Below are 25162 nucleotides of genomic sequence, written 5' to 3'. Positions count from 1 at the left end.
ACTAGCCGATGAATTTGCGCTATAAATTATTTACGGCATTTTTGGGCCTGATTATCATTCCTTTATTTATTCTAGGCATGCTTATGTTTTTTGTGACTTATAATTCTATTGAGAAAAAGTACAGCCAGCAGTCGGAATACTCACTTAAAGCGATTAGTTACAGTATTTCTAATGTATTAAAAGATATGGATAACGTTACAGACAACGGAATTGCTACCTCGGTGTTTCATATGGCCCTTAGTGCAGATGATCCTAACAACCAGGATTTGACTGATGCTGAGCAACTGAATCTGAATGCGAGCCAGCGCAATTTCCGTAGTCTGTTGTTTAATCATCCATCGATCAGTTATGCATTTTTGTACAATTTTAACGGTAGAGGTAACTCTGAAATCGTGTCGCTTTTTAACAAGGAAAATTTCCGAACGCTACCCTATGATACATTCAAAAAAAGTGATCTGTACCAGGAAGTTATGGACTTAAATGGTGTGCCGAAATGGCTGGCTCCTCACGAGTATCCCGAGCTTACGGGTACTGAACCTGTGTTTACACAAATTCGGCTAGTGAAGGAATTGAGCTTCTTTCAGAACATAGGTATCCTAGTTGTGCAGATCAAGAATTGGGAGTTCGAATCCATATTTCGCAATTTAAAAATTGGGGATAGCAATCAGGATGTTTCCTTTATGCTTGTAAATGATGATGGAATGATTCTTTTTGACCCAGATCAAAAGCTGGATGGACAGGACTTCCAGTCTTTCGCGGATAAAGAAATTACCTTTAAAAAAGGGTTTCAGAGTTTCAAAACAGAGTACAACGGGGAGAAAAGCATTCTTTCCATGTATCATTTGAAGGACTATCCATGGAGTCTGGTATCTGTGACTTCTTGGGATACGTTGTCTCACGAAGTTACAGTATTTGCTCGCTGGTTCGTCGCTGTGATTTTCCTTTGCTTATTGGCAGCTGTGATCTTCAATTTATTTTTTATGAACCGGATTACCGGCGGCATCGCTGTCATAGTTCGTTTTATGCGCCGGGTTGAAGACGGAGATCTGACCACTAGGGTAGAAGTTAAAGGAAATGATGAGTTAACGCTGCTTGCTAAGGGTTTTAATGATCTTATGGATAAAATCAATGGGTTGTTTAACAGAATTCATGTGGAGCAGCGTCGCAAGAATCAAGCTGAGATGCGTGTTCTGCAGGCACAGATTAAACCACATTTTTTATTCAATACATTAGAATCAATCAATGTTCTCGCTATACAGAATGAAGGCAAAAAAGTTAGTGAGATGGTCTACAGGCTGGCCAGTATTTTGCGAATTAGCATTCAGGATCGGGAAGAGATTACGCTGGATGAAGAAGTTAAACATTTGCGCAATTATTTGGATATACAAAAATTCCGCTTTGAAGATTTGTTTGAATATGAGATCGATATTCCGAGTGAATTGATGAGTTGCGGTATTCTTAAACTCACTTTACAACCGCTTGTAGAGAACAGCATTCAACATGGATTTGAGGGCATTGATTACAAAGGTCATGTTTCTGTGAAGGTTTGGGAGAAGCAGGGGGATTTGATTTTACGTATTGAAGATAATGGTATTGGTATTACACCGTCTCAGTTAGCTATTTTTCAATATATTGTGAATGATCCTGTGGAGCAAGAAGTTAAGGCTGAACGGGATAACCGGATGAATCTTGAACGCAGAGGTCTTGGTATTCGCAGTGTAGCAGATCGCATCCGCATTGAATACGGTGACAGGTACGGAATATTTATCTGTTCTAGTCCAGGTCATGGTACTATTATCCAATGTGTCATACCTAAATACGAGCAGGGGGAAGATCATTATGCTAAAAGTATTATTGGTTGATGACGAAGCCCCAATTCTGAATAATCTGAACAGGGTGTTGCCTTGGCAGGAGATGGGGATGGAGGTTGTCGGTATGGCGCGAAGCGGGATGGATGCTTTGCGTATTGCCGAGGAGAAACAGCCTGATCTTGTGTTATGTGACATCCGTATGCCAGTGATGGACGGGTTAACTTTTATCGGTAAGTTGCGGGAGATGGGATTGGATAGTGAGGTGCTGCTTCTTACCGGGTATCAGGAGTTTGATTATGCGCGGGAAGCGATTCGGCTAGGTGTTAAAGAGTATATTTGTAAGCCGATACATTATGAAGAGCTTGGGAATAAGGTACGGGAGATTGGGGCTAAGATCCGTAGTAAGCAGTTTAAGAATAAACTGTATAATAGCATTCCAATTTTTCAGGAAATCCCTGAAGGTGATGATGATTCTGGCAAAAAAACACCGGATCAGCTGATGAACCAAGCAGCTAAGTACATCACAGAACATCTCCATTCAGATATTGGGATTGAGGAAGTGGCGAATAAGATCGGGATTAGTGGCAGTTATTTCTGTCTCTTGTTTAAGAATCGTTTTGCTATGACTTTCGTGGAATACGTGACCCTACAACGAATTGAAGCTGCGAAGTTTATGCTAACTAACAGTGATAAGAGTATTACGATGATTGGCTCGGGAGTTGGCTATCAGGAGCGGCGTTATTTTACCAAGGTATTTCAGAAGCAGACAGGTATGTCGCCTAAGGAGTATCGCGACCGATGCCGGACCGAAGTGCAGTAAGGTCGGCTGCTGAGTGGTGAGGTTAGCGTCGCTCCAAGGAATGTTTGTTGCTGAGTGGTGAGGTTAGCGTCGCTCCAAGGAATGTTTGGACTTCCGGTCGCTGTTATCCTCAGATTTCTTGATTAGAAACCGCTATTAGCGGTTGAAATCCGAGGATAAAGGCGAACGCTACGCTCCTACAGTTCCAAACTTCCTTTCCGTTCCTTCTCCCTCACCCCTCTTCGTAGTAGTATAGGGGCCGTCCCACACCTGCGGATGTGGGCCTCTCTGGGAACACAAGGACTGATTGCCTAGTTAATCTAAGGCAGAAATTATCAACCAGCCCTTGGCTGTGATGAAGAGAAAAAGATTATCAACCAGCCCTTGGCTGTGATGAAGAGAAAAAGATTATCAACCAGCCCTTAGCTGTGATGAAGAGAAAAGATTATCAACCAGCCCTTGGCTGTGATGAAGAGAAAAAGATTATCAACCAGCCCTTGGCTGTGATGAAGAGAAAAGATTATCAACCAGCCCTTGGCTGTGATGAAGAGAAAAAGATTATCAACCAGCCCTTAGCTGTGATGAAGAGAATAGATTATCAACCAGCCCTTGGCTGTGATGAAGAGAAAAGATTATCAACCAGCCTTGGCTGTGATGAAGAGAAAAGATTATCAACCAGCCTTTAGCTGTGATAAATGCGATTAAGGTACATAAGCTATGATTAATTAAATTTTTTGCCTCTATTAGAGGCTGAAGAGATGGTTTTCCTCGATTTTCGAGGATAATCGTCTCTTTTTTTATAGAAATATAATATGTTCCCTATACTCCCATAAATTATCATATGTTTTAATTAGAGTGTAAGGAGGATACGCAAAACGTTAGGCAAGCAAGAGTAATTAGGGCTTAAGAATGGGATGATGGAGAATGGGGGAACCAAAAATGAGTGTGACGAATCCTTCCGTCAGCTTGTCAGAAGTAAAGAAACCAGGCAGGGGAAGAACGCCGAATTTTCTTAGAGTAATGAAGAAATATTGGGTGTTCTATTTGATGATGTTACCTGCGATAGTGATTCTAATCATCAATAACTACATACCGATGTTAGGAACGGTAATTGCATTTAAGGATATCAATTACCAAAAAGGGATTCTGGGTAGTGATTGGGTCGGGTTAGCGAACTTCAAATATTTAATCTCGACGGAGACGGCCTGGATCATTACGAGGAATACATTATTGTATAATACAGCGTTTATTATACTGACGCTATTTTTTTCGCTGGCTTTCGCAATTATGTTTAACGAAATGCGCAGCAGATGGCTATCGAAATTCCATCAAAGCGCTATGTTTCTCCCTTATTTTCTCTCTTGGGTCGTCGTAAGTTACTTAGTATACGGCTTTCTGAGTGCAGAGCATGGGTTCATGAACAAGACATTACTCCCGTTCTTTGGGGTAGATCCTATCGAATGGTATTCACAGTCCAAATATTGGCCTGGGATTCTAGTAATCGTGAAGATATGGAAAGAGATTGGGTATACAACGGTTATTTATATGGCCGCTATTATTGGAATAGATAATGAATATTATGAGGCTGCACTTATTGATGGAGCTTCTAAATGGAAGCAGATTCGAAAAATCACACTCCCGCTAATCAGCCCAGTTATTATAGTAATGACGCTGCTGCAGATAGGCAGGATTTTTAACGCAGACTTCGGATTATTCTTTCAGGTTACGAGAAATGCAGGAGCGTTATACTCGACGACGCAGGTTATCGACACATATGTATATCAAACCTTCCTCGCAATCGGTGATATAGGAATGTCTTCAGCCGCGGGTCTCGTTCAATCTGTTGTAGGATTTCTATTGATTTTCTTAGCGAATCTAGCAGTGCGGCGAATCAGTAAAGATGATGCTTTATTCTAATGGGAGGTGGGAGTGTTGAGCCAGACAGAAACAGCAATAGGGTCGTCACGGCGTACAGGAAAGCGCACAAAACGGCAAAGACAACCCAATGAAATATCTAATATATCTAATTTGCTAATTAATATATTCTTTTGGATATACACAGCGATTTGTGTGGTGCCGCTGATCCTCGTAGTTATTGTATCGTTTTCGGACGAGAATTCCGTTATTCAGAACGGCTACAGCTTTTTTCCTAACAAGTGGGATATTTCTTCTTATGAATTTCTGTTAAAAGATTATTGGCAAATTATCGATGCAGCTTCCGTTTCGTTATTTGTGACTGTGGTGGGCACGATTCTGAGTCTTATCATTATGGCTATGTACGCTTACCCTATCTCACGTGGAGATTTTCCACATCGTAATTTCTTCTCATTTTTTATGTTTTTTACAATGTTGTTTAATGGTGGCCTTGTGCCTTGGTATCTGGTCTACACGCGCATGATGCATATGAAGGATACGTTATGGATTCTAATTATGCCGTTGCTGGTTTCTGCTTTCTTTGTTATCATCTTACGGACCTTTTTTGCCAATACCATACCGCCAGCTTTAATTGAATCTGCGAAGATCGATGGGGCACCAGAATTCCGGATCTTCGTTCAAATTATTTTGCCTTTGTCTATGCCTGTATTAGCTACAGTAGGTTTGTTTCAGACTCTGGCCTATTGGAATGATTGGTACCTTAGTTTGATCTTTATCTCACCCGAAGGTCATGTCAATTTACAATACCTAATGTATAAGACGATGCTGAATGTTCAGTTCCTGACAGCAAGTCCTCAGGCGATGGCTGCCTTGGCTGCACAGGGTGTAGAAATCAATATTCCAACAGAAACGGTAAGAATGGCGATGGCTGTTATTGGTATCGGACCTATCGTGTTTGTATATTCCTTCTTCCAGAAGTATTTTATTAAAGGGCTTACCGTGGGTGCTGTCAAAGGTTAAGGACGATTGTAATGGCTTAATTCGGCCGCTTTATGCTAAGGTGTGAACGGCCGATTCAGCATATATAAATATTTTGAGGGAGGTTATGGTGTATATGAAAGCTGTTAGAAAAAGCGCACTAATGACACTATTGCTAACGATGGTACTGAGTCTTAGTTTAGCAGGCTGCGGTGGGAATAACGGGAACAATGAAGCAGCTTCACCTGCTCCAAGCGAAAATGCAACCGCTACCAATGCTGCTGCTACGGATGAGCCAGCCGCGGATCCTACTGCCGAACCGGCAAAAGAATTGGAGCCTTATACCGTCAAGTTAATTTATGTCGGTGCCGTGCAAAAGGATGAAAAAGCTGTAGAAGATGAAATCAATAAGTTATTGGAACCTAAAATCAACGCCAAATTGGATATCGCACCGATCGATTGGGGTCCATGGGACAATGATGTCAATCTGAAAATTGCGAGTCAGGAAAAATTCGATATCATCTTTACAGCTCAATGGAAGAACTACGTAACGAATGCAGCTAAAGGCGCTTATCTCCCGATTAATGACGATAGCGGCAAATATGGTAATCTCCTAAATGAATACGGCCAAGGGATTCTAAAAAATCTGGATCCACAATTCTTAAAAGGTTCAGCGATCAATGGTGTGAATTATGCTGTTCCTACAAACAAGGAGCTGGCTGCACAAGGTGGGGTTGTCTATCGCTCCGATATTGCGGATGAACTGGGCATCGATATGTCGAATGTGAAATCCATTCAAGATCTGGATGCAGTTCTCAAAGTAGTGAAGGAGAAAAGACCTGACCTGACTCCATTGTATTTCAAACAAGGTGAGACCTTTAACTCACAATACATGGCACAATACGATACCCTTGGTGATGCTGCCATTCCTGGTGTACTGCTTAAAGATTCCTCAGATACTAAGATTCAATCGATGATTGAGATGGATCGTTATAAAGAAATCATTAAACTTACTCGTGAGTATATGAAGAAAGGTTACATTAACAAAGACGCAGCTGTTGCTACGAATTCGACTCAGGATGCAATGAAGGCTGGCAATGTCTTTATGACAGTGCAATCGCTTAAACCGGGTAAAGATAGTGAGCTGGCTAATGCTACCGGCTTGGTTGGCAAGCTGAAACAAATTGCATTCAATGATCCAACGATTTCTACAAGTGATGCTGCTGGATCGATGCTTGCGATCTCCGCTTCCTCTGGTGATCCGGCTCGGGCCATGATGGTGCTAGATATTCTGCACACAGATAAAGATATCAACAATCTGCTTGTTTTCGGTATAAAAGGTGTGCACTATGAAGTCGTAAGTGGTGATACGATCAAAGCTACAGATAAAACAGCTGATTATAATACGGCTGCAGCTTGGATGCTTGGAAGTCAATTCCTGAACCCCGTGTGGGAAAGTGAAGCTCCAGACAAATGGGAACAATTCAAAGCCTTTAACTCTAAAGGTAAAGCCTCTGTAGCGCTTGGTTTCAACTTCGATGCCTCCTCAATGAAGACTGAAATGGCTGCTTGTAAAGCTGTAATGGATGAATACGACATCAGCTTGGATACGGGTTCTGTTGATCCTGATACCGTACTGACTAAGTATGCTGATAAGCTGAAAAAGGCAGGGCTCGATAAGATTATTGCAGAGCAACAAAAACAGCTGGATGCTTTCCTGGCTGCGCAAAAATAAAGCGAAAATGAATTCAAAAAAGGCTCTCCCCGGCAGGTTAATTTAGCCGGGGAGAGCCTTTTTATGATAGTACTTAGCGGAAGGAGCTGTCTATTCGCTTTGCGGCTTGAACAGCAAGGGTCCAAGCCAGTTCAGGAGTTAGCTCGCCTTTTTCAGCTTTGGTCAAGTATTCGAGCATGCTTGTCTCCACGTCAGCATGATGAGGGCCGTAATAGGTGGGAATTACTGCTTTTGCTGCTGACGAAAGGGTCAGACCAAGCTCTGAATTAGGAAAATAAGGATCATGCAGATCGTGGATTTCTGGGTCATCATAGATTTCGGGGGTGGAAGGGAAAGCCCCTTGTACCTTGAAAGAAACCAATTGCTGCGTTGGTTCGGTTAGCCATTTAATAAGAGCAAAGGATTCATCAGGATGATTACCTGTCTTTGGTAAGGTCAGAACGGAGCCTCCGCGATTAGCGCTGTTTTCTGGGATTTGTGTTACATTCCATAAACCGCTGGCAGTTGGAGCACTGCTCTTGATATGACCAATCATCCAAGCCGGACAGAGCATGACTGCAAAATCTCCGTTGAGCAGGCCTGCACCCCAGCGTTGGGTATCCACTGCAATACTGGCGGACAGATTTAGCTTAAGGGCTTGAATTGAGAAGTCCCAGGCTCGTTTGACCGCTGGATTATTGTCGAGGATCAATTCTTGCGTTGTGGGACTGTAATATTGAAGCTTGGACTGACGTAGAAGGGTGAGATAGAGGTTCTCCAAGTCATTTACAAAAGCTTTTCCTGTTCTCTCCTGTACTTTGGTGCCCGCTTCAAGGAATTGATCCCAAGTTTGGATTTCTTTAGCCACTTCCTCTGGTTTAGTAGGGAGGCCTGATAATGCGAATATATCCGTTCGATATAACATGGCATAGGGTCCAATTTCCGTTGGTAATCCGAAAATAAAATCATTACCCAGCACCTCCTGCCACTTCCAATTCAGAAATTGATCCTTCAGATTGTCAGCTTCAAAAGTTTTTAGATTATAAAAATATTCAGGAAACTGTTTGAAGCGATCTAAATAGCTAATATCAATGGCAGCCACATCCGGCGAACTATATCCAGCTGCGAATGAGGTCTGTAGCTTGGCTGGAAGCTGCGTGGAGGTGGAGGTCTGAATATGAATCTCTAGCTCCGGATGTTGGGATTGATACTGGTCAATGAGCGACTCAAGACCTGATCCAGCAGTGAGCCATATGTTCAGCTGTATCGGGTCTTGTAAAGCGGTATCTTCCTTGGAAGGGGAGAACTGACAACCACTTGTATTAAGTAACAAGCCAAATGTTAATAGGACAGTAACCAACTTACCATTTACATTCAAGAGAAACACACCTCTGCTTTATTTGTTGTGCTTCTGAAATTCCTGAGGAGTCATCCCCATGTATTTCTTAAAAATGAGGCTGAAATACGCAGGATCCTTAAAGCCTACTAATTCGCTAACCTCATATACCTTGAGAGTAACATTCTCTAATAATTCAGTAGCTTTTTGAATACGAAGTTTGGTAAGAAAGCTAGAGAAAGGTTCCCCAACATCATCTTTAAACAATCGGCCGAGATACGTTGGATTCATATACAGTTCGTCTGCGATCATTTTGAGGGAGAGATTTTCTTGGAGCCGGGAATTCATAACCTCAATCATCATAGAGATTACCCTGCGTGTTGCCTTTACTTGTAGTTGTTCAGCTAGCTGTGGAGAAGCCGAATGCACGGAGAGGTCTCTGAAAAAGATAACGGATGGCGTACTCTCTTTTTTGACCTGCTGACAAGCTTCCAGACTCTCATGATAGGCGGTCGCGAGTGCCCCCAATTGATAGTGAGGGTTGGAGACCCCTGCACAAAATGGCGATTTCAGAATACCCGACAGCTTATGCAGCAGCTCTTGTGTCAATACCTCATCAACGCCGTTAGGCTGCTCAAGGGGATAGAATAATAGCATGATGGCTTCCTGCTCCTCTTGAATGCCAACAACATTGGCGTACAGCGCAAAACATTCTTCTAATATATTAACGACCGCTGCATACATGGCTTGTTCCGACCAGTTCTGGGGCATGCCCACTCCAAGATGGTTTACGGTTACGACTACAAAGGAATGAAAAGGAGGAATAAGTTGTTCTTCAAAATAGGGTAACGGGATGCCGTAAAGAAGATCAGATAAGCGTTTCTCCCGAAGGTTTTTTTCTCTCAGATGCGTTAATTGCCTTTGCTGTTTCTTCAATTGAAGACGTTCATATACGCCTGTTGCGACCTCAAGAATATGTTCTACTGAATTTGGTTTAACCAAATATTCCTTTACACCATAACGGATGGCTTGACTGGCATAGGTGAAATCCTGATAACCTGTGAGCAGCACGGTTTCAGTGTCTGGATAACATTCATGGATATGTTTTGCAAGTTCCAGCCCATCCATACCGGGCATTCGTATATCGGATATCACCAGATCAACCATATGCTCTTTTAACAGTTGCACAGCCTCTAAACCGTTCTCTGCCGAGCCAATAATGCTAAAGTTGTGATTCGCACTTCCCAGCATTTCTGACAGAGAACGGCGAACAAAACTTTCGTCGTCCACGATTAACACATTCATCGTTGTGCCCCCTTAACTTTGATCATACTGTAATGGAACAGTGACCTTCACAAATAAGCCACCCAGTTCGCTTGTTGATAGCTGTAGACCAAATTCCTGTCCGTAGATTAGCTCTATGCGATGATTTAGATTGGATAGTCCAATTCCGGTATGAAGCAGCTTCTCCGGATTAACCTCACCGCCGACTAATGCATCTGCCATACTTTCCTCGCTCATGCCGTCCCCGTTGTCTTCTACAGTTAACACCAAAGATGTTCCTTCACTATAGGCGCGTATGCGAATTAGCCATACTTCCCGAAGTGTGGGTTCAAGTCCATGAGTAATGGCATTTTCGACAAGTGGCTGAAGGGTTAATTTCATAAGCTGGCCATTCATAACCTCAGGATTTACAAAAAGATCAATCTGCAATTTGTCCTCGTAGCGCAGCTTCTGGAGAAAAATGAATCGTTCTAATTGCTTTAAATCCTCCTCAACTGTAACGAATTCGGATCCGCGGTCAATACTATAGCGAAGCAGGTCACTTAGAGCGAGTACCATTTGGGACTCATCCTGCATGCGTTTGTTGGCGAGCGACCAATAGATTGTATTCAAAGTGTTATAAAGGAAATGCGGGCGGAATTGTGCTTTGAGTGCTACGATCTGAGCTTGCTTTTCACTGATTTGTTTGCTGGATAGGTCAGCGATAGTATGATCCAGGTTTTGGAGCATCGAATTATAGCTTGAATATAGGATAGCCATTTCTTTGTTCATGGTTGTTTTTACAAAAGGTAAAGTAGTTCCCCGTTCGACATTGCTCAGCTTGGTTGCCAGATTACGAAGTGGCTTGGATAGGGTCCAAGAAAAAAAGAAAGTAAATAGTAGGGCAGCACCCATCCCCAGCAGGCCAATTAAAATAATATTCCGGCGAATCGTATTTAAATCTTTAACAGCGTCTTTAGAATCAATGTAAGCAAAAACGCTCCACTCGCTATAGTCGGAATAGGCATAGGATACGAACAGATTGCGTGAGTTTATTTTTTGTGGAATGATTCTGGCTTTATGATTGCTGAATTGTTTTAGAAGCCCGTCGTTCATATAGAGTCCAATTTCTTTTGGATCTGTGGAATAGACAATGGTATTAAATGAATCAACAACTTGGATTTTCTCATTTTTTCCAAGGTGAAATTGGCTGACAGCGTTATGGATGACCTCGACAGGGAGAACAAGAAACAGGGTTCCTAACCGGTTTAGATCATTCCAATCATTAATTTGTCTGGCTCCCATCACCACAGGAATATTACCGTTCTGCCATACATCTACACCGAACCAGACCATTCGGCCTTTATTCTGTGCTATAGCCGGAAACCAATAGGCATCGCGGATTTCCTTTTCGCTGTCCCAGATGACCTTTAAGGAACTGCTGTTGGTATACACCTGATCATCGGACAGCCCGAGCAGCTTGAACTGGATGTCAGAGTTTATGGAACGTGTCTGTTGATCTATGTACCGAGTGATTTCCATGGCGTCTGTACGAGGTGAACGTGACAACGCTAAGTCTCCCAAGGTTTCTTGAATCAAGGGACTGAACATGATCGTAGAAGAAAGCTTATCGTTATCCTGAAGAATTGCGTCCATTTTACCTTGAAGTTGCTTTACGGATTCCAGGATATATTGGTTGGAGCGGTTTAGAACAGCTTGAGAGGAAGAACGGTAGGACAAAAAAATGGTAAATCCTACGATGGTGAAGATGATTAGAGAGAAGCCCATGATTAATTGAACGAGGATGGAGATTTTTTTGGACATGTTATCCCTCGCATGTAAAAGATATTCTTCCATACATTGTAACAAAAGCAAATGAAAGCGAATATAGGCAGACGAAAAATAAACATATTTATAGAAAAAATCTCATTTTTTTCAGGGGAAACAGCGTGGTTGTCCAACGTTATTTAATACAGCGTTAATCTTTCTTTACTTAATAATGAAACTTTTTATGGTGGTATGCGTCTAATACTATGTTTGTTATGACGATCGTGGCAAAAGCTTTTTGCCGCCCTACCGTGGGTGGCAGCATTTTGCGGGGAATATAAGAGGAGTATGAAAAAGACAGAGACCTACTTATATTTACAAATAGGAGCAGAGGAGTTATATCATGGATTTGAAAAAGTTAACGTTAGTTGCTGTTTTGGCCGTATCTCAGGCCGCCGCGGCAGTACCGGCTTTTGCTGAAGCTGTCAATAATACCCCAAGTAATACTACTGTAGTAGGAACAGTTGTTTCAGCTGCGCCGGAGGTAATGCCAGAATCTACTGATCCATTGCCGCCATTGCAGACGGAGACACCAGGAGGAGTAGTGTCACCGACACCAACTCCAATTCCTGCAGAGACAGTTGAACCTACAGCAACAATTGCACCTACAGCAACAATTGCACCTACAGCAACTCCGCTTCCAACTGCAACACCTGGTGTTACTACAGATACTACTACAACAACAGATGGTGCTCGTGCTGCGGTTAGCAATCAGCTTATCCTTATGATGAACAGCAACAAAATGTATCAGAACGGCCAGGAATATTTGGCTAATCAGCCTATGGCAGTGAAAAACGGCGTATCCTACGTTTCGATCCGGGCTATGGTAGAACGTGTAGGCGTGAAATACGTTTATGATTATAAAACGAAAGAAACCATTGTTACCAAGGGAAGCGACGTTATGCGCTTTAAGACCGACAGCAAGGTCTATACAGTTAATGGTGTAAAGAAGACAATGAAAGGTCCATCTTACCAATACAAGGGTACTTTCATGGTTCCATTGACATCCATAACTGGGGCACTGGGCATTCCTTATACTGTTGATAATGTACAAAAGCGAGTAATCCTTACATTAAACAACAAACCTAAAGCTTCTTTCACAGTGCCAACTGAAATTTACGCCGGCGAACCTGTGAATTTCGTAACCTCCAGTTCTTCACCAAATGGTATAGCTATTGTGAATGAAAGCTGGGGAGGTAACAAGCAGGATATCTATGATCAACCAGGATATTATGTAGTAACCTATTCCGTAATGGATGCGAATCAACAGTGGAGTGATCCTTACTCCATGACCATCACAGTGCTTAAACCTAATACACCTCCTGTTGCTAATTTCACTACAGACAAGGATTCATATAAGATGGGTGAAATGATTACTTATACCGATCTAAGTAACGATCCTGATGGTGATGAAATTACCGTAACTTGGACGAACAAGGCAGAGGCTTTCTTTACTCCGGGACCAGCGACAATTGCGGTCCAAGTAAAAGATTCACACGGCGCGATCAGCACCTTTGAGAAAACCGTTAATATTTCGGATGAAATCTTGTACAGTAAAGAAGATTTCAACAGATTATTTGCATCTCCGGGCAGTGTGTTTAGCATCGATGGATCAATGGTTCCGACTTGGCAGCAAGTAGCTTATAATCTTTCTTCCGAGCCTTATAAACTAATTCGCAGCAACAGTCCAGAAACGGTGTATACAGAAGGTGTTACTTATCGTGAGACTTCATTAGGTAAAACACGATTCTTAGTCCACCATAAGAACAACCTGAACATTAATGCGAAGGTTTATGTAATTGCTACGAATAACAATCTGTACCCAACGACGCTTACAACAGAGTATGTTGGATTTGCAGGGCCAAACACATTCCCAGAAGCAACCGGTAAAATGTCTGTAGAACGTTACTGGAAGTCAATGCTTACAAATGAACATTATAAAACGATTGTTCTGCAACCAGGGGAAAGCGTCTCAATTCTGACCGATCTTAACAAAATTGCGATGAAACCAAGTGAAATTGTTTCACTTCAAGCGGACTTATTTAGTGATTATCCAATCGATTATAACGTCATGTTGATTGATGCGAAAAAAGATCCACTGACTACACTTCCAACACTTCCAATTCTGGATCGAGACGGAGTGCATAATCGGGGAACTTACGAAGATTCTACTCGTATTATCACGGTTAGCGATGAGGTAGGGAAAGCTCCTGCAAAACTTCTGCTAGGCGATAATTACAGTGATAAGAACCTGGCTGGCGTAGACCCAATGGCAGGTACGGAAGCATCCAATGCCGGTAATTTCGGGGTATTATACAAGATCAGATTCGAAAATGTTGCACCAAACTCATTGATTACGTTTAATCCACGTGGCGGTAACTATATGGGGCCGGTTATGGTTAATAACCAAATCGTGCATATGCCAAGCGTGGGAAGTCTCTCGAATGCTGATATGAACAGTGTGGTTTATCGTAGTGGTGAGTATGGAGGTTCTGTGGAGATTTTATTCACAGCAGCTTCAGGCAGTAACTTGCCGGTCAATTTCCTCATCACTCCACTTCCAGCAAAGAAATAACAGAATAGGAATATCCCTATAAGCTCTATTGGGGAATTATCTACATTAAAAGCCCGGCTGAATATTCCGTCAAGGAATACGCAGCCGGGCTTTTGTGTAAACATAATAATTCAGAGGTGCGTAGGGGTGCTTCATGGTGCTTCATTGACGGGGCATTTATTTTGGGGCATTATTAAGAGAGTGAAATATAAATGAACTGATCTTATGGGAGATGAGCGTATGCTGTCGACAGAACAAATATTAGAAGTCATGTCGGGGCAAGGACTGCGAATCACCGACCAACGCAAAACGCTTGCCCAGTTATTCGGCGAGAATAAGGGATATTTGTCAGCGAAGGATGTATATGAGCATATGGGCCGTAAGTATAGCGGACTTAGCTTTGATACGGTGTACCGCAATCTTCGTGTAATGGAAGAGCTTGGTGTGCTTGAACAGATTGTCTTTGAAGACGGAGTGAAGTTCAAGGGAAGCTGCAATCATCAGGATCATCACCATCATATGATCTGCCTTCAATGCCAAAAGACCTACCCGATTAATTTCTGCCCGATGAATTTAACGGATACACCCGATCAATTCCGGGTAGTCAAGCATAAATTTGAGGTGTTCGGTTATTGCAAAGAATGTGAAGAGAACCGGGAAGAAGAATTAGTTGCAGCATCAGATAAACAAAAGGGACTTTAGAAATGGTGACCCTACGCAGAACGATTCAGGCGCCTATTCGGGTGTATCGCAGGTACATTTCCCCTATTAAACCTGCAACCTGCCGCTTCTATCCAACCTGCTCTGCCTATGCCCTGGAAGCCATTGAAGTCCATGGTCCATTGAAAGGCTCATGGCTTGCAGCTAAACGGATTGCCAGATGTCATCCCTTTCATCCTGGAGGACTTGATCCTGTGCCGCCTCTACAAGATGAATCTGCTGAGAAGGATTCTGCCCCTGCGACTTGACATGGGGCCTTACCATTGGGTATATTCACAAGTAATAGTATGAATTCCGAAGAACGGATAAGTAAATCGTTACGTCCATTACAGAGAGCCGGAATATGCTGAAATCCGGTATGGAGCGTTAGATTGAATATGGTCCGGGAGGAACTGTGTTCGAGCGGGAACTGCAATTGTGGTTCACGTAAGATAACAGCGTGATCCAGCGTTAATGGACAGTTCCCGCGAGGGAACTGGCGAAGCCTGCGCTCTGTGAAGAGACAGGAAATTTGGGTGGTATCGCGTGAGTTATACTCTCGCCCCATTATGGGGGCGGGAGTTTTTTGTTTTTTAATAAGAAAGGATGATTACTGAATGAGTGAGAAAAAAACGTTTTACCTAACGACACCAATTTATTATCCAAGTGACAAGCTACATATCGGACATGCTTATTCAACCGTGGCAGGAGACGCAATGGCCCGTTACAAACGTCTGCGCGGCTACGAAGTGCGTTATCTAACCGGTACAGACGAACATGGACAAAAGATCGAGCGGAAGGCAGAGGAAGCAGGAAAGACCCCTCAGCAGTTCGTAGACGACATTGTTGTTGGTATTAAGGAGCTATGGCGTAAGCTGGACATTTCGAACGATGACTTCATCCGTACTACGGAAGAGCGTCATAAAAAAGTGGTACAGGATATTTTTGATCGGTTGCTGCAGCAAGGAGACATCTATAAAGGTGAATATGAAGGCTGGTATAGTATCCCAGATGAAACCTTTTACACAGAAACGCAATTAGTTGATATAGTGCGTGATGACAACGGTGTGATTACTGGTGCAAAAAGCCCAGATAGCGGCCACCCGGTTGAGCTGGTGAAGGAAGCAAGTTATTTCTTCCGGATGAGTAAATATGCGGATCGTTTGCTGCAATTTTACGAGGAGAATCCAGAGTTTATTTTGCCGGAATCCCGTAAGAACGAAATGATTAACAATTTCATCAAACCCGGACTGGAAGACCTTGCAGTTTCCCGCACAACCTTTGATTGGGGCGTAAAAGTTAAGGGCGACGAGAAGCATGTCGTGTACGTGTGGATTGATGCTTTGACTAACTATATTACTGCGCTGGGTTATGGTTCCGAGGATCGCACCTTGTATGACAAGTTCTGGCCTGCGGATGTACACATCGTTGGTAAAGAAATCGTTCGTTTCCATACGATTTACTGGCCGATCATTCTGATGGCGCTTGGTGAACCCCTTCCGAAAAAGGTATTTGCCCATGGCTGGTTGCTCATGAAAGATGGAAAAATGTCGAAATCTAAAGGTAACGTAGTTGATCCTGTGACACTGATTGATCGTTATGGCTTGGATGCATTACGTTATTACCTGCTGCGCGAAGTACCGTTTGGTTCGGATGGCACGTTCACACCGGAAAGCTTTGTAGACCGGGTTAACTATGATCTTGCCAACGACCTTGGTAACCTGTTGAACCGTACAGGGGCTATGGTTGAAAAGTATTTTGCAGGCGAGATTCCGGCATATGAAGGAAATGTAACAGCATTTGATGGTGAGCTTCAAGCTGCGGCTGAGAATACTTATGCCAAAGTAGAAGAAACTATGGAAAAAATGGAGTTCTCCGTGGCGCTGACAGCTATCGGAATATTCATTAGCCGCACCAACAAATATATCGATGAGACACAACCTTGGGTGCTTGCCAAAGATGAAAATAGAACCGCCGAGCTGGCTTCTGTGATGAGACATCTGGTGGAAGGTCTGCGTACCGCTTCAATCCTGCTGCAGCCGTTCTTGACACAAACACCAGCGAAAATCTGGGAACAGCTGGGTATTGAGCCTGGTGAGTTAACGACTTGGGATAGCGGTAAGACCTTTGGCCTGATTCCGGCAGGAACAAAGCTGGTGAAAGGCAATCCAATCTTCCCACGTCTGGATGTGGAGCAAGAGGTAGCTTATATTGCCGAGGCTATGGGCGCTGGTAAAGCTGCGGCTGAAGTGGCGGAAGCGGCTGCTCCTGCTGCTGCGGACTCCGAGCCAGTGGAAGAGCATAAAGAGGAAATCGGCATTGACGATTTCGCTAAAGCAGAGCTGCGGGTAGCTCAGGTTATTGCTGCAGAGCCAGTGAAAAAAGCTGACAAGCTGCTGAAGCTGCAACTGGATCTGGGTTATGAACAACGTCAAGTGGTTTCTGGTATCGCGAAATTCTATACACCGGAAGAGCTGGTGGGACGTAAAGTGATTTGTATCGTAAACCTTAAACCGGTGAAGCTGCGTGGGGAGTTGTCCCAAGGGATGATTTTGGCGGCTTCTAAAGGTGACCAGCTAACGATCGCTACCGTGCCGGACAGCATGCCAAACGGAGCAGTAGTGAAATAAGACAATATTGTTGTAGAAATTTTTTAATGAGGTTGCTTGAACAAAGGAATGCTCCTTCAGCCGGGTTGGTTGTGGGAGCATTCCTTTTTTATAAAGGACGATACCGTCTTTCTTCTGAGTGAGGTTTCTTTGTTGACTTATCGTAACGATTACTATTATACTACTAATAGTAAAATTTACGATTTGAGGGGTAGATCAATATAATGGCGGCAATGAAATCACGTATAAGTTTGCTCGTCCTTGCACTGGTACTGGTATTTACACTAAGTGCATGCGGACCTAAGAGCAGTGGAAGTATAGTTGAAGGGAAAGTAAATGTAGTTACAACCTTTTATCCTATTTACGAGTTTGCTAAGGAGATTGGCGGGGAAGATATCAATGCTATTAACCTGCTTCCAGTGGGTGTGGAGCCACATGATTGGACACCGCGCAGTCAAGACATTATCAACACTTCTAAGGCACAGCTATTTCTATATAACGGTGCAGGCTTAGAAGGCTGGGTTCCTAACTTTTTAAAAGGCCTTGATAGCAGCAGTAAAGTTAAGGCGGTTGAAGTAAGTCAAGGTATTGATTATATCATGACCGATGAAGATGACGGGCATGATCATGGGGCAAGTGAGGAAGAGTCTCATCAAAATGAGGACACGGATCATAACAGTAATGCCTCAGGAGACAGCCTGCATACAGACCCGCATACTTGGGTAAGTCCAAAATCAGCCATTGTCATGGCTCAGAATATTAAAGAAAGCCTTCAGTCCGTGGATCCTGAGCATAAAGAAGGTTATGAAGAGCGTTACAATAAGCTTGCGGAACGTTTGCAGGCGTTAGACAGTAAATTCAAAGAGGAGCTTGCTAAGCTGCCCAACCATAAGATCGTAGTATCGCATCAGGCTTTTTCTTACCTTGCCCGTGACTATGGATTGGATCAGCATGCGATTATGGGACTTTCGCCAGACGCTGAGCCGCGCGGACAGGATTTAGTGAAGCTTGCGAAAATGGTAAAAGATGAAGGGATTAAGTATATCTTTTTTGAAGAGCTTGTCTCCGATAAACTGGCTAAGACTCTGGCCGCCGAAGCGGGCGTTTCCACTATGGTGCTTAATCCGGTAGAGGGACTTACTGCGGAGCAAGAGAAGAACGGCGATAATTACTTCACTCTGATGGAGAAAAATTTGCAAAATCTGATTATGGCCTTACAATAATAAGGAAAGTATAAGGGAAAGGCGGTACTTAAGCATGCAATCGGTATCCTTGGACTGCCATCAGCATATCATCGATATACAGGATCTTTCTTTTTCATATGGGGAACAGAAGGTGATATCGAATCTTAACTATAGTGTAAGAGAACGAGATTTCCTTGGTATCATTGGTTCTAATGGTGCTGGTAAAACAACATTGATGAAAATGATCGTCGGCTTGCTTCCAGCGAGCAGTGGTGAAATTAAATTATTCGGAACGCCTGTCCGCAAGTTTAAAGACTGGGAACGGATCGGGTATGTTCCGCAAAAGAATGCCTTCAACCCTTTGTTTCCAGCAACGGTGCGTGAAGTAGTTCTGTCAGGTCTATACAATAACAAGAATCTGATCCGCAGAGTATCCAAGGCTCAGCATCGTCAATGTGAGGATGCGCTTGAAGTCATGCGGATACAAGATATTGCGGAGAAAAGAGTAGGCCAGTTGTCAGGCGGTCAGCAGCAGCGTGTTTTTCTGGCTCGGGCGCTGATTAACCATCCTGACCTGCTGATTTTGGACGAACCTACGGTGGGTATTGATGCCGAATCGCAAGCGGGATTCTTTGAATTAATCACGCATATGCATGCTCATCATCATATGACCTTCCTGATGGTGTCGCATGATATCGACATGATTAAAAATTATTTAGGTCATGAGCCCGTGCAGACAAATGGTAAAATCAACTTTTACTCCCGCCACTCACATGATCTCCAGAATTGCACAGAAGAGAACCTGCAGCACACGCTCTCTTAAGTCATAATTAAACTCTGAGCAGAGGTTTGCCTCTGTTCTCAGTGCATACATAACTTGCGTGTGGAAGTTAGTCAGTAGACAGGGTTTTTACTAGGAGTATTTCGACCTTGTTCCTATTTCTTGTTTTCTCTTATCTAAGCACCGCCCAGTCTGCAAGCGTGTCCCTTTAGGGACGAAAGCGATCTTTCCCCGACCTAACTATGTTCAGTAACACTAACTCCTACGCTAGTTGCACTTAACGGGTGTCCAGAGGGCAGAGCCCTTGGGGCCCTCCCTTGGAAGGGAGGGTTTGGGAGGGATCGAAAAAGGTTTGAAAAAGGCTTTAAAATGGTTTGAGTTTTGTATGAAGGAGAGTTTAAGTTGGAAATACTATTTAGCGATTTTTTTCAGCGGGCGCTTGCGGGCGGACTGCTGATTGGTATAACAGCGCCGCTTATAGGCGTTTTTCTTGTGCTTAGACGATTATCCATGATCGGAGATACGCTGGCTCATGTTACTATAGCGGGGGTGGCACTCGGATTTCTAACAGGATTTTATCCGCTGGGCGCAGGTCTTATCTTTGCAGTGGTAGCGTCCTTCGCAATTGAAAAGCTTCGCAAGGCTTATAAGAGTTATGCGGAGCTGTCGATTGCCATTATAATGTCGGGCGGAGTGGCGTTAGCTTCACTCTTTTTCACCTTAGGAAAAGGGTATAATGCGGATGTAATGAGTTATTTGTTCGGCAGTATTTATACGCTCGATAACACCGATTTGATCGTTGTAGGCATAGTGACTATAGCTGTTGTAGTGGTAGTTTCGATGTTCTTTAAAGAGTTCTTTTTGCTTAGCTTTGAAGAGGATGCAGCAAGTGTAAGCGGGCTTCCGGTGAAGTTGCTTAACATGCTGATCACCATTCTGACAGCACTTGTGATTAGCACAGCCATCAAGATCGTAGGCTCGCTGTTGGTATCTGCTTTGTTGACTATTCCGGTTGCAATCAGCTTATTGCTATCCCGTAGCTTTAAATCCTCGGTCATCCTGGCGGTTATTATTTCGGAGATTGCCGTTGTAGGTGGACTAGTGGTAGCTGGAGTCTGGAATTTGGCTCCCGGTGCAACTATTGTGCTTTTGCTCATATCATTATTGGTATTAACCTTGATCGGTAAAAAGGGATTGCCAGCATAAACAGCGAATTAAGTAATCGGTATCACATTAGGCAAGCATAAACGCCTTCGGTGTCCTTGTAAGGACGATAAGCGAAAAAAAGGAGCCATAAGCAGCTCCATGAAGTGACTCGAATGCCGGAAGGAGAGCCGCTATTTTGTCTAATATCAATGCAGGAATTGCTTTAGCCGCAGGGGTGGCATCGTTTATATCGCCATGCTGTTTACCGCTGTACCCCTCTTATTTATCGTACATTACCGGGTTATCCGTTCAACAATTAAAATCAGGCAGCAACTCTAAAGAGGTTCGTATACGCACCCTGACTCATACATTGGCATTTATATTAGGTTTTTCTGCAGTTTTTTACACACTTGGTTTTGGGGCTGGATTATTCGGGCAATTCTTTAATGGCCAGCGTGATCTGATCCGGCAATTGTCGGCGATTCTAATTATTGTAATGGGTTTGTTTTTGCTTGGGATTTTTCAGCCGCAGTTTTTACTTCGTGAACGTAAGCTTGATTTAAAATGGAAACCGGCGGGTTATGTGGGCTCCTTTATTTTTGGAATTGGTTTTTCTGCGGGTTGGTCACCCTGTATCGGGCCGATTTTGACGGCAATTATTGCTCTTTCGGCAAGCGACCCGGGCACTTGGTTTACATTGATTACCGCGTATAGCATCGGATTTGCTTTGCCATTTTTTCTTTTAGCCTTTTTCCTAGGCGGAGTGAAGCGTATCCTCAAGTACTCGAATCTGCTGATGAAGATTGGCGGCATACTTATGGTATTTATGGGTGTTTTGCTGTTCACGGATCAAATGTTCAGGATCACAGTGTGGCTACAAGGAGTAACGCCGGATTGGCTGATTTTTTAGGTGAAGTAATCAATACCTGCTTCCGGAAAATGCTCGAAAATCCGCTCTGTGATAAATTCTCGCAGGGCGGTTTGCTGTTCATCCGGATAGACATATTTGTTCTGTCCCCAGCGGCCCCATTTCTTTTTGCGTTTCTCCATGTCCATTTCTAGTTTAGATTTCGGGTAACGTTTCTCAATTACAGTCTTGGCTGTTTTGGTGAATCGGTGCTGAATCATTTCAAAGGTTAGACCTTTTCCGATTTCCGGAGGAAGGGTCTTGGCTAATTTGGCCAGCAGCTCCGCATAGCCTTCCTGCCAGCCGTCATACCAAATAATTGGGGCAATGATGAAGCCCAGTGGATAGCCGGCGCGGGCAACCTTTCCAGCCGCTTCAATTCGCTCTTCAAACCGCGAGGTAGCAGGCTCGAAATTTTTGATCACATAGTCAGCATTCACGCTAAAACGAATTCTGGTATGTCCGTTATGCTGCAAATCGAGCAGAGGTTCAACATGTTGGTATTTGGTCACAAAGCGCAGGCGGCCAAGGGGCTCCGCTGCCATGAATGTGATGAGTTCTGACAGAGACCCGGTAATATGCTCCAGTCCTAACGGATCTGAGGTACAGGCTGCTTCAAAAGTCGTGATTTCAGGGCTGCGCTCCTCGATATATTTTTTGGCGGCGTCAATGATGTCTTCGGTGTTTACATATACACGAATGTAAGGCTTTGCCCCTAAAGTAGTCTGCAAATAACAATAATGGCAGTGGCCCATGCAGCCAGTTGCGATCGGAATTGCATAATCTGCGGAGGGTTTGGATTGGTCAAACTTTAAGGTTTTGCGCAGGCCGACTACAAGTGTTCTTTTGGCAATTTTATATTGCTCGACCTCTGTGTCACCCGGGAAATTCATTATACGGTTATGCGATGTAGTCATGCGATAGGGAATATTGTTAGCCTTCACCCATTCCATGATTCGTTCACCTTTCGGGTAATTTAAAGCATCCGGCTCGAAGAAAACAAGCTCCGGGACAAAAAGGGCTGTAGCTTTTCTGGTTCTCTTTACGGGAGGGGTCTCAGGTGTCACTATAGTCATGAATTCACGCTCCTTCTGAAAGATGAGTACGTTTATTATGCCTAACTGAGTCTCATTAGAAGCATGGCAATCATGGGTAACTCCTCAGCATGTTCTCTTGAAGGACTTGCCAAGGGGCGTTAGAAACATGTATCATTGTTAGAGCAAGGTTTGGCTCGGCGCCAGGTTCATTATAGAAAAGAGGTAAATTTTAATGCCAACACCCAGCATGGAGGATTATTTGGAGCGCATATATAAGCTCATTGATGAGAAAGGTTATGCGCGGGTCTCGGATATTGCCGAGGGACTGGAAGTACACCCCTCCTCTGTGACCAAGATGATCCAAAAACTGGATAAGGACGAATATCTCATCTATGAGAAATATCGTGGGCTTGTCCTAACCAACAAAGGGAAAAAAGTAGGGAAACGTCTTGTTGATCGTCATCAACTATTGGAAGAATTCCTCGGTTTGATCGGAGTACAGCAGGAATTTATCTATAATGATGTTGAAGGGATCGAGCACCACCTGAGTTGGGATTCGATTACACGTATCGAAACGTTGGTGGAGTATTTCCGCCGCGATGAAGAACGTCTGCAGACTTTATATGCTATTCACAATGAACTGGCAAGCGATTCTTGAAATGTTTTTTCCCGAAACGGATATCGTCCTTAAAGTTATGCCCAGCAAGGCTTTGGTGAGCATAAACTACTAGATGGTATAGCCGTTTCTATTTTGTTTAGTGCAACCTTTCCCAGTTTTTAGCGTCAAAACGGATAAGTCCTTTTTCTGGCTGAGACTGATACCATTCTTTTGAAGGGTGGAATCGGTACATCAACTTGGAGGATTGATCCGTTTTTTCTTTTTTTATAGGATACATATTATTTTAGATTTGGGGAGGAATTATGAATTATCGTAAATGGATGTTGGGATTGCTAGTATTAGTATTGTTTCTGCCTTTATGGTCTCCTGGGGCACGTGCGGCAGCTGTGCAGATTACCATTGAACTGGATGGCGAGGCGCTGGCAAGTGATGTGCCGCCGTATATCACAGCTTCGAATGTAACGATGGTGCCAATTAGCGTCATTAGTAAAGGGTTGAGTGCTGGAGTAGTTTGGAATCAAAGCAGTAAGACAGTTACAATCACGCAAGGAGATACAGAGATCAAGCTGACCAGTGGCCAGAAAAGTGCATTAGTTAATAATGCTTCTGTAGCCCTCGACACCTCAGTACAGATTAAGCAGGGACGGGTTATGGTGCCGCTTCGTTTTGTAAGTGAGCAATTGGGGTTACAGGTTATCTGGGATCAGGCAACCAAACATATTTCTTTGTACTCTAATACAGAGCCGCCGCAGGCTGCTGATCCGGAAACACCAGCAGTACCTACAGCGACTCCAGTCGTTACGCCAACACCTACCCCAGCCCCTACAGCGACTCCAAAACCGACCTCGCCAACAGTTCCAAGTATCCCTGGTGCGTCGGCTAACAAGGAGATGAAGGGAGCCTGGATCTCTACGGTATTTAATCTGGACTGGCCTTCAGTAGCTTCTGCAGGTAACGAAGCGAAACAAAAACAAGAATTTGATAATCTGCTGGACAAGCTAAAAGCTGTTGGTTTTAATGCTGTTTTTGTACAGGTTAGAACCTCAGCAGACAGCCTGTACCCTTCTGTTCTAGTTCCTTGGTCTAAGGTGCTGACCGGCACACAAGGAAAAAATCCGGGTTATGACCCGTTGAGCTATATGGTCAGCGCTGCACATTCACGCGGTATGCAGTTCCATGCATGGTTCAACCCATTCCGCGCGACAACGGATGCTTCTACATCTGCATTAGCTAGTAATCATGTGGCTAAGTCAAATCCGGAATGGATTGTAGACGCAGGAGGTAAAAAATACATCAATCCAGGGATCCCAGCAGCCCGCCAGCACATTATCGATACAGTGTTGGAGGTCGTCAAAGGCTATGATGTAGATGGTGTCCATTTGGATGATTATTTCTATCCTTCAGGTGTATCTTTTGCCGATGATACTGCTTATAAGACTTATAACACGAAGAACTTGTCCTCTAAGGCAGATTGGCGCCGCGATAATATTAATGAATTCGTCCGTCAATTGGGAGAACAGATTCATAAGGTGAAACCGAAGGTTTCTTATGGAATTAGTCCGTTTGGTGTATGGCGTAATATCAAAAAAGACAGCACAGGTTCGGATACCACAGCTGGAGTTACCGCTTATGACGATATGTACGCCGATGTTCGGACATGGATCAAGCAAGGCTGGATTGACTATGTCGCACCGCAAATTTATTGGAGTCTGTCCTTTAGCACTGCCCGCTACGATAAGCTAGTAGATTGGTGGGTTAAAGAGGTAGAGAATACGAATGTTAAGCTCTATATTGGGCAAGCTGCTTATAAGGTTGGAGCAAGTGACCAGAAAGCAGAATGGCAAAGTGGCGACCAAATCATCAACCAGCTTAAATATAATGAGAAATATAAAGAGGTTGCAGGCAGTATCATGTTCAGAGCAAATGACATTGTAGTCCGCAATCCGTTTGGATTATCAAATTTGCTGACCTTTTATTTTCAGTCCAATTAAGATAACTGTTCTAGATAAGGAGTCATGAATGC

The 25162-nt window shown here is 43.6% G+C and carries 20 protein-coding genes and 1 other annotated feature; of the genes, 16 read left to right on the top strand and 4 right to left on the bottom strand.

All coding sequences use genetic code 11. The features are described from left to right. Positions 1 to 8 precede the first annotated feature (8 nt). The 6 genes from NYE58_RS26195 (at position 9) to NYE58_RS26170 (ending at position 7198) form a co-directional block, all read left to right on the top strand. Entirely contained in the window at positions 9 to 1862 is a 1854-nt protein-coding gene (locus tag NYE58_RS26195; RefSeq protein WP_076278166.1) for a cache domain-containing sensor histidine kinase, read from the top strand. Next, positions 1840 to 2631 carry a response regulator transcription factor gene (locus NYE58_RS26190; protein ID WP_076278167.1) on the top strand — a complete coding sequence of 264 codons (792 nt, stop codon included), beginning with the start codon at positions 1840 to 1842 and terminating at the stop codon, positions 2629 to 2631. Before NYE58_RS26195 ends, NYE58_RS26190 begins: the two co-directional genes overlap by 23 nt. A gap of 407 nt (positions 2632 to 3038) precedes the next feature. Next, positions 3039 to 3296, top strand: coding sequence for a hypothetical protein (locus NYE58_RS26185; RefSeq protein WP_341003404.1), 258 nt, complete (start codon positions 3039 to 3041; stop codon positions 3294 to 3296). A gap of 253 nt (positions 3297 to 3549) precedes the next feature. After that, positions 3550 to 4527 carry an ABC transporter permease gene (locus NYE58_RS26180; protein WP_235219484.1) on the top strand — a complete coding sequence of 326 codons (978 nt, stop codon included), beginning with the start codon at positions 3550 to 3552 and terminating at the stop codon, positions 4525 to 4527. Positions 4528 to 4542: 15 nt separating this feature from the next. Further along, positions 4543 to 5505 (top strand): carbohydrate ABC transporter permease, encoded by a 963-nt coding sequence (locus NYE58_RS26175; protein ID WP_235219483.1) that lies wholly within the window; start codon positions 4543 to 4545, stop codon positions 5503 to 5505. 94 nt (positions 5506 to 5599) lie between these two features. Next, a complete protein-coding gene (locus NYE58_RS26170; protein WP_341003403.1) occupies positions 5600 to 7198 on the top strand; it encodes an ABC transporter substrate-binding protein in 1599 nt (532 codons plus the stop codon). A gap of 73 nt (positions 7199 to 7271) precedes the next feature. On the opposite strand, the gene NYE58_RS26165 is transcribed toward NYE58_RS26170, so the two are convergent. Genes NYE58_RS26165 through NYE58_RS26155 form a run of 3 tightly spaced genes read right to left on the bottom strand, consistent with a single transcriptional unit; the run spans position 7272 to position 11600 of the window. After that, positions 7272 to 8555 (bottom strand): ABC transporter substrate-binding protein, encoded by a 1284-nt coding sequence (locus NYE58_RS26165; protein ID WP_341003401.1) that lies wholly within the window; start codon positions 8553 to 8555, stop codon positions 7272 to 7274. An 18-nt stretch (positions 8556 to 8573) separates the two neighbouring features. Further along, on the bottom strand, positions 8574 to 9818 hold the full coding sequence (locus NYE58_RS26160; RefSeq protein WP_076277683.1) for a response regulator: 1245 nt from the start codon (positions 9816 to 9818) through the stop codon (positions 8574 to 8576). Positions 9819 to 9830: 12 nt separating this feature from the next. Next, positions 9831 to 11600, bottom strand: a complete 1770-nt coding sequence (locus tag NYE58_RS26155) for a sensor histidine kinase (RefSeq protein WP_076277682.1) — start codon at positions 11598 to 11600, stop codon at positions 9831 to 9833. Between the two features lie 346 nt (positions 11601 to 11946). Between NYE58_RS26155 and NYE58_RS26150 the strand changes: the two genes are divergently transcribed. The 8 genes from NYE58_RS26150 to NYE58_RS26115 all read left to right on the top strand — a co-directional run bounded on the left by NYE58_RS26150 (position 11947) and on the right by NYE58_RS26115 (position 21486). Beyond that, complete coding sequence (locus tag NYE58_RS26150) at positions 11947 to 14178, top strand: stalk domain-containing protein (RefSeq protein ID WP_341003400.1); 2232 nt, start codon at positions 11947 to 11949, stop codon at positions 14176 to 14178. Positions 14179 to 14397: 219 nt separating this feature from the next. Further along, on the top strand, positions 14398 to 14859 hold the full coding sequence (locus tag NYE58_RS26145; RefSeq protein WP_036682896.1) for a Fur family transcriptional regulator: 462 nt from the start codon (positions 14398 to 14400) through the stop codon (positions 14857 to 14859). 2 nt (positions 14860 to 14861) lie between these two features. Beyond that, positions 14862 to 15125 carry a membrane protein insertion efficiency factor YidD gene (gene yidD, locus NYE58_RS26140; protein ID WP_036682893.1) on the top strand — a complete coding sequence of 88 codons (264 nt, stop codon included), beginning with the start codon at positions 14862 to 14864 and terminating at the stop codon, positions 15123 to 15125. Between the two features lie 40 nt (positions 15126 to 15165). Next, positions 15166 to 15426, top strand: a binding site (T-box leader). 47 nt (positions 15427 to 15473) lie between these two features. Next, positions 15474 to 17486 carry a methionine--tRNA ligase gene (metG, locus tag NYE58_RS26135; protein WP_341003399.1) on the top strand — a complete coding sequence of 671 codons (2013 nt, stop codon included), beginning with the start codon at positions 15474 to 15476 and terminating at the stop codon, positions 17484 to 17486. A 212-nt stretch (positions 17487 to 17698) separates the two neighbouring features. Next, positions 17699 to 18688, top strand: coding sequence for a metal ABC transporter solute-binding protein, Zn/Mn family (locus tag NYE58_RS26130; RefSeq protein ID WP_280775955.1), 990 nt, complete (start codon positions 17699 to 17701; stop codon positions 18686 to 18688). 34 nt (positions 18689 to 18722) lie between these two features. After that, entirely contained in the window at positions 18723 to 19472 is a 750-nt protein-coding gene (locus NYE58_RS26125) for a metal ABC transporter ATP-binding protein (RefSeq protein ID WP_036682888.1), read from the top strand. A gap of 360 nt (positions 19473 to 19832) precedes the next feature. Then, positions 19833 to 20636 (top strand): metal ABC transporter permease, encoded by an 804-nt coding sequence (locus tag NYE58_RS26120; RefSeq protein WP_036682884.1) that lies wholly within the window; start codon positions 19833 to 19835, stop codon positions 20634 to 20636. 136 nt (positions 20637 to 20772) lie between these two features. Next, positions 20773 to 21486 (top strand): cytochrome c biogenesis CcdA family protein, encoded by a 714-nt coding sequence (locus tag NYE58_RS26115; RefSeq protein WP_076220439.1) that lies wholly within the window; start codon positions 20773 to 20775, stop codon positions 21484 to 21486. On the opposite strand, the gene splB is transcribed toward NYE58_RS26115, so the two are convergent. Next, the gene (gene splB, locus NYE58_RS26110) at positions 21483 to 22559 is read right to left on the bottom strand and encodes a spore photoproduct lyase (RefSeq protein ID WP_036682882.1); all 1077 of its coding nucleotides are present in this window, start codon (positions 22557 to 22559) and stop codon (positions 21483 to 21485) included. The two genes, NYE58_RS26115 and splB, sit on opposite strands and share 4 nt — an antisense overlap. 193 nt (positions 22560 to 22752) lie before the next feature. Here splB and mntR point away from each other — a divergent pair, with 193 nt between their 5' ends. Continuing rightward, positions 22753 to 23178 carry a transcriptional regulator MntR gene (mntR, locus tag NYE58_RS26105; RefSeq protein WP_036682880.1) on the top strand — a complete coding sequence of 142 codons (426 nt, stop codon included), beginning with the start codon at positions 22753 to 22755 and terminating at the stop codon, positions 23176 to 23178. A 263-nt stretch (positions 23179 to 23441) separates the two neighbouring features. Further along, on the top strand, positions 23442 to 25130 hold the full coding sequence (locus NYE58_RS26100; protein WP_076277678.1) for a family 10 glycosylhydrolase: 1689 nt from the start codon (positions 23442 to 23444) through the stop codon (positions 25128 to 25130). The last annotated feature ends 32 nt before the right edge of the window (positions 25131 to 25162 follow it).

This window comes from Paenibacillus sp. FSL L8-0708 (genome assembly GCF_038009325.1).
Classification (GTDB): Bacteria; Bacillota; Bacilli; order Paenibacillales; family Paenibacillaceae; genus Paenibacillus_AQ; species Paenibacillus_AQ odorifer.
This window is presented reverse-complemented; position numbering and strand designations above follow the sequence as displayed.